Annotated in this window: 9 protein-coding genes and 2 pseudogenes; 2 read left to right on the top strand and 9 right to left on the bottom strand. The window is 65.3% G+C overall.

Annotated elements, in window-relative coordinates; translation table 11 throughout:
• Positions 1–550 precede the first annotated feature (550 nt).
• The 5 genes and pseudogenes from ACFCZ1_RS06575 to ACFCZ1_RS06555 form a co-directional block, all read right to left on the bottom strand.
• Positions 551–1078: pseudogene (locus ACFCZ1_RS06575) on the bottom strand (transposase).
• Between the two features lie 2 nt (positions 1079–1080).
• Positions 1081–1613: pseudogene (locus ACFCZ1_RS06570) on the bottom strand (winged helix-turn-helix domain-containing protein); the annotation flags it as partial.
• A gap of 83 nt (positions 1614–1696) precedes the next feature.
• Positions 1697–2791, bottom strand: a complete 1095-nt coding sequence (locus ACFCZ1_RS06565; protein ID WP_376677258.1) for a ComEC/Rec2 family competence protein — start codon at positions 2789–2791, stop codon at positions 1697–1699.
• Complete coding sequence (locus tag ACFCZ1_RS06560; protein ID WP_376677257.1) at positions 2788–3498, bottom strand: response regulator; 711 nt, start codon at positions 3496–3498, stop codon at positions 2788–2790. Before ACFCZ1_RS06560 ends, ACFCZ1_RS06565 begins: the two co-directional genes overlap by 4 nt.
• Before the next feature lie 2 nt (positions 3499–3500).
• Entirely contained in the window at positions 3501–5636 is a 2136-nt protein-coding gene (locus ACFCZ1_RS06555; protein ID WP_376677256.1) for an ATP-binding protein, read from the bottom strand.
• Positions 5637–5930: 294 nt separating this feature from the next.
• On the opposite strand from ACFCZ1_RS06555, the gene ACFCZ1_RS06550 reads away from it, so the two are divergent.
• On the top strand, positions 5931–6089 hold the full coding sequence (locus tag ACFCZ1_RS06550) for a hypothetical protein (protein WP_376677255.1): 159 nt from the start codon (positions 5931–5933) through the stop codon (positions 6087–6089).
• Between the two features lie 14 nt (positions 6090–6103).
• Here the strand turns inward: ACFCZ1_RS06550 and ACFCZ1_RS06545 are convergent, their stop codons facing one another.
• The 4 genes from ACFCZ1_RS06545 to ACFCZ1_RS06530 form a co-directional block, all read right to left on the bottom strand.
• Positions 6104–6310, bottom strand: a complete 207-nt coding sequence (locus tag ACFCZ1_RS06545) for a transposase family protein (protein ID WP_376677254.1) — start codon at positions 6308–6310, stop codon at positions 6104–6106.
• 320 nt (positions 6311–6630) lie between these two features.
• A complete protein-coding gene (locus tag ACFCZ1_RS06540) occupies positions 6631–7377 on the bottom strand; it encodes a hypothetical protein (RefSeq protein ID WP_376677253.1) in 747 nt (248 codons plus the stop codon).
• 145 nt (positions 7378–7522) lie between these two features.
• Positions 7523–9616 (bottom strand): DUF262 domain-containing protein, encoded by a 2094-nt coding sequence (locus ACFCZ1_RS06535; protein ID WP_376677252.1) that lies wholly within the window; start codon positions 9614–9616, stop codon positions 7523–7525.
• A 311-nt stretch (positions 9617–9927) separates the two neighbouring features.
• Positions 9928–10446: a hypothetical protein gene (locus ACFCZ1_RS06530; protein WP_376677251.1), complete on the bottom strand. Its 519-nt coding sequence runs from the start codon at positions 10444–10446 to the stop codon at positions 9928–9930.
• Positions 10447–10844: 398 nt separating this feature from the next.
• On the opposite strand from ACFCZ1_RS06530, the gene ACFCZ1_RS06525 reads away from it, so the two are divergent.
• On the top strand, positions 10845–12032 hold the full coding sequence (locus ACFCZ1_RS06525) for a serine/threonine-protein kinase (RefSeq protein WP_376677250.1): 1188 nt from the start codon (positions 10845–10847) through the stop codon (positions 12030–12032).
• Positions 12033–12098: the final 66 nt, after the last annotated feature.

Below are 12098 nucleotides of genomic sequence, written 5' to 3'. Positions count from 1 at the left end.
TGATTGACGATACGTCAGGACAATCTGAAGGTCCGTCAGCCTGCACGGAGGGTTATCGCCGAAGCGACCTCGCACCGTCCGATGTCGGTCGTGTCACACCGACCGCGGCTGGTCGACGAGGTGAACGCCCTCCGCCCGACGTCATCCGGCCTCGCGACGCAGCCTGGGGTCAGGCCGCGCATCAGAGTCCTTCGGCTGACCACTTCGCCACGCAGAAGAGCACCCGCACCACGCGGGCGGGGGTCCTCTGTCGTAGACGGGCGCGATGTCACGCGCTCAGCCTGCGCCCACCTCGTGGGAGCACCCGCCGTGACGTCCGGGCCAGCGGAGTGTCGGGCCGCCCTACGATGAGCAGAGCGACAAGCCTCCGCGCCCCAGGCTCTGGCCCTCAGAACATAGCCGTGGGGACGCCGAGACCGACCGACAGCTGACCGACTCCACCCGCTTGATGTATTCCGCCGACATGGCCGCCTTCACTGCCTGGTGCGCGAGCGTCGGTCGGCGGCCGCTGCCTACTACTGAGGTTGAACTCGTGATGTCGCTGCGACGTTCAGGCGGGTCTGATGGTCAGGCCGGTCTCGGCGAGGCAGCCGTCTATGAGGTCGCTGCGGTACTGGATGTGCCGTAGGCCGCGTCGGATGCGCTGGACGAGGTGTTCGGGGGTGCTGAAGGCGACGTTGGAGAGTCAGCCTCGTCGCAGGAGAGACCAGATCCCTTCGACGGGGTTGAGGTCGGGTGCGTAGGGCGGCAGGTAGTAGATGGTCAGCCAGTCCCGGGAGGCGGCGAACTCCCGTAGGCTGGCGGCCTTGTGGACGTTGAGGTTGTCCCAGACAAGCACGATCGGGCCGCCGAGCTGCTGGTGCGCGGCGATCAGCAGGTCCCGGTAGTCGCGCCAGGGGAAGCTCTTTCGCCCGTCACGCCGGCCGTCGTCCCGGCGTGGCCGGTAGATCAGCCGCGACCGGTGGCCGGGCTTGTAGCAGGTCAGCGCCGCGATCGATGTCCGTCTGCGGGATCGGCCGCGGACCCGCACCACCGGGGTCCGGCCGCGCTGGGACCAGGTCTTTGCGTGCGGCGGCATGGAGAATCCGGCCTCGTCCTCGAAGACCAGCCAGGCCCCACGGGCCGCCGCGAGCCTTCCGCGCCCGGCCACACCTCCTTGACCCACCCGTCCACCGCCTCGTCGTCCCGCTCGACCGCCCGTCGGGCCGGGACCTGACAGGATCAGCCGTTGCGCATCAGCAGCTTGCGCACGCCCTGGATGGTGTAGGTGAGGTGGAAACGCCGGCCGATCACCGTCTTCACACGACTCAGGGTCCAGCGCTGGTCTTCCCAGCCGTGCGCGGCCGGACCCTTGGCCAGCTCCGCCTCCAGCTGGGCGAACTGCTTCTCGCTCAGCCTCGGCAGCGACGCCGGCCCCTGCGACCGCAGAGCCCGCAGACCACCCTCGTTCCACGTCTGCCGCCACCGCTGCACCGACCGGACGCTGACCCGCAGTCCTTGGCGATCACCGAACTCGCATCGCCCAGGGCGAACCTCTCGGCCGCCTTGAGCCATAACTCCTCGCGGAACTTCTGCCGTTCGGCAGTCAGCCCGCCCCCTTGTGGATACCGCATGCCCCGGCGATACCGCACGAGCGACGAGCCGTCAGCCCCCACGACACCACGAGTTCCACCTCAGTAACCTCGTCCACCTGCTGTTATCTGACGCTGTTGCCAGCCGCAGAGTTCGGGGTCGGAGACGCCCCCGCGCGGCACAACGGCAACGACCCCGCCCCTGCCCCTGGCTCCAGCGCGAGCACGAACTCGCCATGACGAGACAGCGGCGGCGCATACTGGAAGCCGTTCTCGGTGCGGGTGATCACGATGCTGCCCGCGCAGCAGCGACTCGTGGAACGGCCACGGGCCATCGCCTTGGAGAGGTGCCCCTCGGGTGGCGGCGGAGAGCTCGACTCATGGCAGTGGACCGACAGCTGCGTGCAGGCGATGTGTGCGTCGGGTGCCGCTGCCCGTACGCCTTCGATGATTTCCGGTCGCGGGTTGGCCGTCCGGCCGCTCGTTCCCATCGAGAAGATCACCATACGCGGGTCGACCGCGGATGTGAGTGAGCGGGCGAACTCCATCGGATTCATAGCCCCGGGGAGACCGCCGTGATGCGGGAAGACGAGAACATCCGCGCCGAGTTGCTGACTCCGGCGCTCCAAGATGTCCCGCAAGCCGACGCCGTCGATGTCACTGGCGAGGAGCACGGCCGCCGCGCCGTCGAGATGGATCCGGATGACGGCGGACATGGTGTTGCTCGTCACCGTTCCGAACCGGGCATCGCGCGTGCGCGGACCTGAGAGCGCCATCAGCGATCGAGGATGACACACTTCGAGCTCCGCCCGGCCCACCCGAATGGGAAGGCCCGTATCCGTAGATACTGGAAGGATGCCGGTGGTGCGTTTGTCGTCCGCCACGAGCTGCAAGGTTTCCTGCAGGTGCCGCCACGCCAGCGTGTCCTTGGACGCGTCGGTGTTAACCCGGACACGGCCGAGCGACCACCGCGGGTCCAGGAGGAGCCTGTTCATTCCCGCGATGTGATCGTTGTCGACGTGCGAGACGATGACTTCCTCGAGGTCCGTGCAGCCGAGTCTTTCGAGTTCGGCGTGTGTGGTGTCGTCCGCGGCGTCGACAACCGCGCACCGTTGCCCGTCGCGGACGATAGCGGAGTTGCCATGACCAACATCCAGGATCGTGACCTCGAGGTCGTCCTCAGAAGATGCGCTCTGACGGGGCAGAAAGGGAACGGTCACAGGGCGTGGATTTCCTCGGACAGTTGGGGGGCCAGGGAGATGTGTGCGAAGCAAAGGTCCTCAGCCCGAGGGGCGTAGCAGTTGACCTCGGCCCTCAACCAGGTGCCGGGCAGCAGGGCGTCGGCGGGAACTCCGGTGTCCTCCTCGAAGCGCAGCAGCGGCAGTTGCGCCACCTGCGTCAAGCTCCAGCCGCTGACCAGCACTTCGGCGTACGGTGCTTCACCTGCCGGGTGCACGGCGAGGACCTCGATCGGGGTGCGGAACCGGCTCCGCTCCCGTGACCATCTGCCGGCCGCCTCCTCGAGCGCGTATCGGACGGCGTCGAGGACTTCCTCATCATCGGCCTGTTTGGGTACGACTGCGGGGATGTCGGCCCGCCATCGGTGGATGGATGATGCCTCGTGGGTGCCTACATGCGAACTCATGACGATGGCCGGGAGCTTGTGAGGGCGGCTGTTGGCGCGGGCGGCAAGCTCCGCTCCCGTGAATGCGACCGTCCAACTGTTGCGCAGCTGGTGGTCGCAGACGAGCACGTCCAGAGGGGGGAGTGACGACAGATACTCCTCCGCCGTAGCGCGGGGACGCGGCCGGGGCATAATCAGAGCCTGCATGTCGAAGTCTTCGAAGAGCCGGCCAAGGGCTTCTGCGTCGGCCTTAACATCGTCCACGATGCCGACCCTGTGGACACCCTCAAGGCGCAGAGACATCGTCACTCCTCCCGTTCGTCGTACGTGGCCCCGGCGGCGGGAGCCGACGTCGTCGAGGCAGGCAACTCGACCAGTAGCCGGGCTCCTCCCAGAGGGCCGTTTCTGAAAGCTTTCTGGCGTCCCGACATGTCGCCAACCGTGTCACGGACGATGGTCAGACCCAATCCTGTCCCACCGTCTCGGGTGGTGAACCCGGGAACCCAAATCTCTTCCGTCGAGGCGTCCTGAATGCCTGGGCCCGAATCATCCACGGTTAGGCGAATCCACGGAGCGTCCTTATCGACGAAGGAGCGTGTCGCGAGGTGGACTCTGCGCTCCAGGCCGCCGTCCGTACGCGTCAGCGCGTGGATGGAGTTGACAAGCAGATTGGACACGATGGATTCGACCGCAGCCTCGTAGGTTCGTACGCGAAGGTTTTGGCCATCGAGATCATGGGTGACGTGAATGCCGCGGTCACTGAGGAAGTTGTGGAACAGGCGCAGTGTGGCCAGGCACACTTCGTCGATGTCCACGTATGTCAGATCACGCTTCTTTCGGACAAGGAGTTCCAGGGGGAGCTTCGCAAAGATTTGCAAGGTGCGGGCCCCGTCCATGATGGCACTCAGCGAGGGTTTGTAGCGGTCGTCGACGGTTACTGGATCGATGTCCCGACGCACCCTCCGGTCGACCGTGCGCACTTCCTGGAGGATGCGATCAGCGGGCTGCTGCGCCTCGTGGGCAAACACGGCGGTACTCGTTCCCACAGTGGCGAGGGCTCGGTAGAGGAGCAACTCGGATTGAAGATCCTTGATCTCTCGCAGACGCTGGTCCGCGAGGTGCTGCGAGGTGGTCAAGATACGTTGAACCGACGCACGGTCAAGGCCGCCATCCAGGCAACCCTGGTTGTCCGCGAGTTGCTCTTCAAGGGCCTTCTTAGCTGCGGTGAAATCGGCCTCGGCATCGGCCGTCTGCGCCTTCGCACGCTTGCGTTGCTCTTGTCGTTCGGCTTCGCGAATCTGGCGACGGCGCTGCGATGCCCATTCGACCGCGGACCGGGCGAACTCACGTAGCTCACCGAAGGCGGCGTTCTGGACGAAACCGCTGCGGTCCGTCTTCGGCTGGAGGCGATCTTCCGGGTCGTTGACGACCAGCGCACCTACGGAGTTATTTGTGTAGGGCCGGAATTCGGATAGCACAGCACGACGGACGTTGATGCTCAGCCAGTCATCGTCAGGGTCACCATAGGGCTGGACTCGCAGCCCATGATGATAAAGGTGCACACCGCCGACGTCTGCAAGCCAGTTTTTGATTTCCGGTGTTGGCTGGATTGAGTCACGCAGGGCGACCGAATGTCTCGGGTTGAGGTTGAACATCCACAGGTCGAACTTGGCCGCAGGGGCACTGGTGAAAAGGCGCTGGCCGCCTGCGGCGGTCGTTTGGCGTCGGCCTCCGGCGGCCGCGGACCGAAGGTCGCTCGCCGTTGCAGTGCCGATCAGATTCCCCTGATGGTCCCTGAGTTCCGCCGACTGGCTGCCATCCTCACCGAGCCTTCCCGACAAGTGGAACTCGGCCCACTGCAGGTGTTCGTCCGTCACGGCCGAGGTGAGGTCCTCATGCCCGAACGCCGTAGGGTTCCAAAGAACTTTGAAGGTCGACTCGGTCTGAAAGGGGCCCGTGAGCAGCGTGAGCGAGCGCGTCAGCCGGTCGACATCGGCGACACTCAGCCCCTGTCGGAGATCGTGTATCTCGATACGAGTCCCCACGCGGGCGTGAGGGGGGGCGTCGCGGAGTTCAAGCGCTACGTCCTCCACCGCGTGTGCGGAGTCGAGTTCGTCCCAATCGATACCCAGGGTGTACTGCACCCCTAGGGTCGCCTCGGATCGCGTCGTGACCTTCACTCGGCGGCCTAGGCGAAGCGCCGCCAGACGCCCGAGACCCTTCTCGCCAACCCGCCTTCGACCACTGCGGGTGAACGGCGACGACGACTTCCTGGAACTGCCGATGAGCAGGAAGTCGGAGGTGAGCTCGGCATCGGTCATCCCGTGTCCGTTGTCCGAAACGATGATCGAGCCGCCAGGGCGCCCGGAGTCGACCATCTCGATGCTGCACTCAGTGGCGTCGGCGTCGTACGCGTTGCGTACCAACTCCATGATCCCCATGTCTGGATGCGGAACGAGTTCTTCACCTAGACGCGTGAGGATCTTGGGCGCGAAGCGCAGATGATGCCTGGCCAACCGGCGCCGCCTCTCATGAGCAGTGCGCTCCCAGCATGCTAACTGCATAGAGAGCCTGCAGGTGGGGTGTTCTGACGTTAAATCACAATAGGGCACCCGGGTCGCAGAGACCGCTGAACCTGCTTGGGCACAGACTGATCCCGTTCCATCTTGTTCAGGTGGCGAGTTCGAGGGCGCGACGACGGCACGGGCGATGGCGGTGATCCGGGTGGTGCTGCAATGGAGCTTCCGCAGGAGTCTCCAGCATTTGAGGGTGACCATAACGCGTTCGCCGAGGCTGCGGATCTTGGCGTGATCTCGGCGGTGACGCCGGTGCCAGCCGCGCAGACCTTTACCCCGGGACGGAACGCGGACACCAGGGCCGACGACCTGATCTGATACACCTTGTCCGCTTAGCACTTGATGGCATCGGCAGCAAGAGCGGCGGGTATGCCGTGGGTCCGGGCCGCGGCCAGTTCGTGCACGGCTCCGGGCGGCGCGTCCGAGACCCAGGCCAGATGGCTGGCTGGATCCGCGAGGGCCTGCACCTTCAATCCGTGGTACTTCCTCTTCCCCGAGTAGTACGGGCGGTCGGCGGCGATACGGTCGATCGGCAGCAACGTGCCGTCAGGATCACGTAGGCCTTTTTGCGCACGGTCTCCATGGCTTGTTGCATGCAAGTCTGCCCGCCGTCAGCTCCCGTCGAGCTGGATTGACAACTACACCGGCATGGCGTGCACCGTCGTCTCGTCCTGGTCCTGCGCACTCGGCACGTTCAGTGGGCGGTACTCGGCGGAAGCGTCTCGACCGTCAGATTTGCACGCCCCACCTGGAGGCAGGCGCCTCGTGAGGGCGATCGGGAGTATGGGTCATGGGGCCGGGCCCAAAGGGTGGCGGACGCGGCGCCGCCGAATCGGAGGAGGGCCCGAGGGGGAGCCTTCTACGGGGTCCATGTGCCGCTGAACAGTGCCAATTCCAGTACGTCGGGAGCGAGCGGCCAGTGCGTGGACCCGGCCAGCTGGTCGGTAGCGCCGTGCGCCCATCTCAGGTACACGTCGTAGCGGTGCGGGGTCCACCCACCGTCGCTCCACAGCCAGGCAGCGAGCTTCGCGGGTTCCTCAAGCCCGATCTCCTCCCCCAGTCGTGTCGTGTACGCGCGCAAGACACGAGCTACGCGCTGGTCGAGGATGAGCGGGCGCGGCCCCGGCGCATCCACTACGGCGCCGCCGGCGAAGTAGAGGAACTTGGTAAAGAACGCCGGTCCAAGGCCTGCGATCGCGCCGCTCAGCCTGCGGTAGCCCGCCACGGCGCCATCGGTCGCCAGCAGCGCAATAGCCTGTGCCAGCACCGCCTCGACCGGCGCTGGGCGCATGATCTCGCCCAGCCGGTGGGCCCCGTATCCGATGTCACCCTGTCCCCAGACGTAGCTGGCGACGAGTGTCTCGGTCCAGCTCGCCGTTGCTGCCCCAGTCCGGGCCACCGCCAGCACCTGCGCCCGGCTCAGCAAAGTTGGCTTACGTCCGACCTGCTCAGCCAACCCCGAGGGCCACGGCCGGATGCCGGCCCAGGACCCCGGGATGTAGCGAACGGTGTGCTCGCCGGTCCCGTCCGCGTACGGCGCCCCGTCTCCGGCCAGCCAGGCTCCCAGCATTCCCACTGCATCCGAAGGAAGCGGACGCTCAAGCATCCGCGCGTCCAGTTCCCCGGCGCCCTCTCGCCACCCCATCCGAACCCTCTCCTTCGGTTCCACCAGTTCGCCGTGGCAGCAGGCATCACCAGCTCGTGACGGATTCTGTCCCGAGGAAGTGCACCCCGCACAAGTGCGGAACGGTTCAGCTGGTCTTGCGGGCGGAAAGTGGGCTGGAACCAGGTACGGCCCGGATACCAGGAACGTTGTCAGCACGAAGTCTGGCGGCCACAGCACCAGGACTGATCTCACCGGCCTCGTACTGGCTTGTGGGGATCGCCACTATCTGGGAAACCGCCAGGACGCTCCCGACCGGGAGGCCGGCGAAGGCCTCTCGCATGTGGCGGGCGACATCGCGCCGGGACCGGGGCATCTGAACCGTCGCCGGCCTACCGACGGGGGTAGCCTCTCTCGCCCCCAGCCGGGGTGCCGGGAAGCCTGCAACCGAGAAGGTGGGCGCGCCTCCATCCGGACGTTGCCAGCGCCGGGAGAACGCCTCGGACAGATGGTCAGCCCGGGCCAGGATGGTCTCCTCGTCCCACTGAGCAGGCAGGGAACGGTTCAACGAAAGTGCACTGTGCACGAGGATGTCGTTCCTCTTGCGCTCCCAGGGACCATTGGAAACCGATGTGTTCAGTCTGCCGGTGAGCAGAGTCAGATTTCCCACAGTGTGGAGGAGGGACTGCCTGCGCTCATGAGCCTCGACGCTTCCGCGGCCTCCGCCCTCGGGAAGCGGCCAGTGTTCCTCCCAGGCCTGGGGCAGTAGGTGCTCAATCGTCAACTCCCCGTTGTGAACCTGTCGCTCGGTCTTGCCCGAATACAGCGTGTCCTCCAACTCGGCCAGCAGCAGCCGCATCCGGGTCCGCGTGAGTTGCTTGTACAACGGCTGGGATCGAAAGACATCTCGGATATCGCGATCGCGGGGCCAGAACCCGGAGTCGGTTTCCTGTCGGAGCAGAAAGTCCGCCACGACCGACGGGTCGTCCTTCGCCTTCAGCTCCTTGAGCAGTTCCAGGAAGAGCCGGTTGTAGTTCTTCGTCGTCAGGCGGCAGACGGTGCGCCGCACCAGGTAGGAGTCCAGGGTGGCCACCGCGCCGGCCCGGTCGTCCTCGTCGAAACGGCTCACCAGCCACAGGAGCACGGGCATCACGGTGTTGGCGTCCAGAACACCGACAGTGCGCAGAAAGCGGCCTTCCGGTGTCAGCGGCTGTTCCTCGGCCGTGAGCCGTCGGTAGGCACCTGCCCGCTCCACCAAGCGCCTCATCAGATTAACCAGGCCCATATCAGCGGCCTTGACGTACCTGCGAAAGGTCAGGAAGAGCTCGGGAGCCATCACCTCCTCGGCGAGTTCACCTGTCAGGTACTGCATGAGGAAGACGTCCAGGCGAGGCCGCTTCAGCCTTCCCTGCCGCACCTCCTTGCGCCAGTCAGGCGTCTCCAGCTGCGCCCACAGGTCCCTGTACAGCTCCTCCACCGGAAGCCCTTGCTCCTCCGCCTGCTGGAAGACCAGGTTCTTGACCAGGTCGGAGGCCTGCAACGGGGTGCCTCGATCATTCAGAGCCTCGAAGATGACCTGGGCGTTGTCCTCGGGCTTGAGATCGATAACGACCAACTCGAACTTGTCACGAAGCACGCGCACCAAGGCATCAAAGCCCTTGTCCAGCCTGCTTTCGTAGTTCAGCTCTTGTGCCCACTCGACCGTGCGGTTGCGAAAGAACCAGTACGCCTGGACGATCGCCGAGGCGCCCGGAGTGACGGGGAATGCGACGTCGACGGGCCGGCGGAGCCGACCGTCCATGACCATGCGGAACGAGTCACGGTCAATGTTGGTAGGCCACACCTTGTAGGCAGCATGCGGGTCGTCGGTCATGTCGTCGTCGTTGGCGGTCAGTTTGACGAGCGCACGTACGTACCTGTCCTGGACATCGAGCTCCCGTGCTACATCGCGGACCGCGGCAAGGAGAACCTGAAGTGTTGTCAGCCTCTGCTGTCCGTCGATGACCTGTCTGGCAGGCATCGACCCCGTGAGTGTCAGCAACTGATCCAGCACGACCGCACCAAGAAAGTGCGGATGAACTTCCTCATCCGCCATTCTTTGGTGAACCAGAGCAGTGACGTCCTCCCACAGCGGGCGCCAGTTCCGGTCCTCCGTCCAGACGTACGGCCTCTGGAAGACCGGCACGACGAGTCGCCGGTCCGGCCCGAACAGATCGCGCAGGGTCATCGATTTCGCTTCCACACTGTCCTCCAATAGGGGCTGGTCACACGAGCCGAGTACCTGCCATTGAGGTCCTCTCGGCCGATCCAGGGACTAGCGTCAACCCCGCAACCAGTGGCCCGCCCGCTCCACCGACCTACGGAAGCTGCCCCTGAAGCACACCGCGCACAACCGTGTCCGGCTCGAGATCGCGCAGATCACATGCAACCTCCCGGCCTGGATGCCGATACTCGCGTTGCCCAACAGGCACTCGGGCCACCATCCTGCCCGCGCGCGACCACAGCGTGCGACATGGGTCGTCGCCACCCTCGGCAGCCCAGCACGAATGAGCCTCAGGACTCGGTGGGCTCGATGGCCTCCTGTTTCGCCAATCTGTCCCGCAGCTTCTTCGCAACAGGTTTCACCTTGTTTTCCCAGAAAGGCTTGACATGAGGAGCGATGAGAATAGCGCCTACTACGGCCCCGCCGATGGCCAATTCTTTCCAACTGAGCTGAGGGTCGTCGTCGCCACCACTACCGGTGTAGTCCACGATGGGCTCGGGCTCGAAAGTGGCCTCTTCTTCAGCGGGAGACCCTCCGTCGTCGAAGCCCGCGGGATTCGCTTCCATATCGGCCCTAAGTGCCGCTACCGTCTCCTCGCTCCAGGTACGAGTTTCCCAGTTCCGGTTGTACTGGGCGTAGCCGCCCGTACCGCGTGAATGATATTGCTCCTTCGCGTACTGCTGCCCCTTCTCGGTGAGCCCATAAGCGCCGGGGTTTCCGTCCAGATAGCCGTACTCCTTGAGGAGCACATTCATTTCTTGAGCCGTTCGGCCAAACTCCTCGCCCAACACCCGTGCCGATTTCCCCATGGCTCAGCGCCCCCTCTTACACTTCGGCCGCACGCGGGCCGCCGCTGACGATATGGGCGACGTTACCGGCAGCACACTGCACTGCGGGGCTAGTTCTGTCAGACGCGTACCGCCTTCGCTGGGAGGCTGAGCAGCGCCTGGCCTTCAACGGCCGCAGCGGCCTCACCGAGCCCCATAGCGACACCCTCACCGCGGCGGGACCTGCGCGAGCGGACGGCGTTCGCCGACCTGCTTCGTAAGTACGTTGACTGACCCCCGTCGGGCCAACTCGTCGGTCCTTGCCGTCTGCGCACGTCAAGGGGCAGAAACCGGCCCCGTTCCCGTGACCGCAGGGATAGGGTGACCTTCGGTGATGCTGCAACACGGTGACGCGGTCGCGAGAGGGTGACTCAGAGAACATGGCAGAGGTGCCCGCGCAGATCGGCCGTTACGTGGTCGAGCGCGAGCTGGGCTCGGGGGGCATGGGAGAGGTCTATCTGGCCTATTCGCCCGGCGGGGACCCGGTCGCGGTGAAGGTGATTCGACGGGATCGCCTCGACCAGGCCACGCGCGCCCGATTCGAGAAGGAAGCGCTCATCGCGCGAACGGTCGTGGGTACGAACCGAGTGGCACGCTTCCTCGATGCCGATCCGTACGCCGAGCAGCCCTGGATGGCCGTCGAGTACGTCCCAGGACATACGGTTCACGAGCAAGTACAGGGCCGGGGCACACTCCCTACCCCCCTCGTCGCCAGCCTCGGCGCGCTGCTCGCCGAAGGGCTCGAAGCAGTTCATAAGGTGGGCCTGCTCCACCGCGACCTCAAACCGCAGAACGTCATGCTCAGCGAGTACGGTCCGATACTGATCGATTTCGGTCTCGGGGCCTTCGTTGACGCCGACAAGGACAACCTGACGCAGGCCGGGATGATCATCGGCACCATTCGGTGCATACCTCCCGAGCAAGCGCTCGCCCGCACCAAGCCGAAAGAACCTGCCGATGTGTACGGGCTCGGCACAGTGCTGCTCTATGCGGCGACCGGCCACTACCCGTACGAGGGCTCGGACTGGCTCGGAATCGCCACTCAGGTGGCGGACGAGGAGCAGTTCCCAAATCTGGCCGGGCTGCCTGATGCCCTCCTCCCGCTGATCACGGCGATGCTCGCGTACGCGCCGGCCGACCGTCCCATGCTGGCCGAGGTGACCCGGCAGTGTGTGGCACTCGTAGAGGATGCGGGGTTGTCTGCGGCACAAGCCCGCCATGCACTGGTAAATGCGACGGCTTCCTCCGAGGAGAGTGCCCGCCCGGCGCAGAACAATGGCCCGTCCTCCTCGGTGTGGGAACGCATCGAACAATTCGCGGCCCGGGTCGGCGAGACCGACACTGCGGACGAGGACGACCACGACAGCCCGCTCGACCGTCCTCTCCCGGTATCAGAAGACTCCGGCGCTGAGGCGCCTGCCGATCTCACGAAAGACATCGTGCGGGAAGCCGAGAAAACTCCCGATCCGGAGCCGCCGACCCAGAAGCCGAGGCGAGGTCGGAAGCCGGCCTCTCTGACGGTTTCCGAGGACTTGCGGAAGCGGTACGCGATGCAGTCCGCGCTGTAGCTCGCCTATCAGGCTCATCGTCCGCCGGAGGCAATGTCAGTGCACTGCGGTAAAACAACGGCAAAT

This window comes from Streptomyces sp. NPDC056224 (assembly GCF_042267665.1).
Lineage (GTDB): Bacteria > Actinomycetota > Actinomycetes > Streptomycetales > Streptomycetaceae > Streptomyces.
The sequence above is the reverse complement of the archived record's forward strand: the minus strand, read 5'-3'. Positions and strand labels throughout refer to the sequence as shown.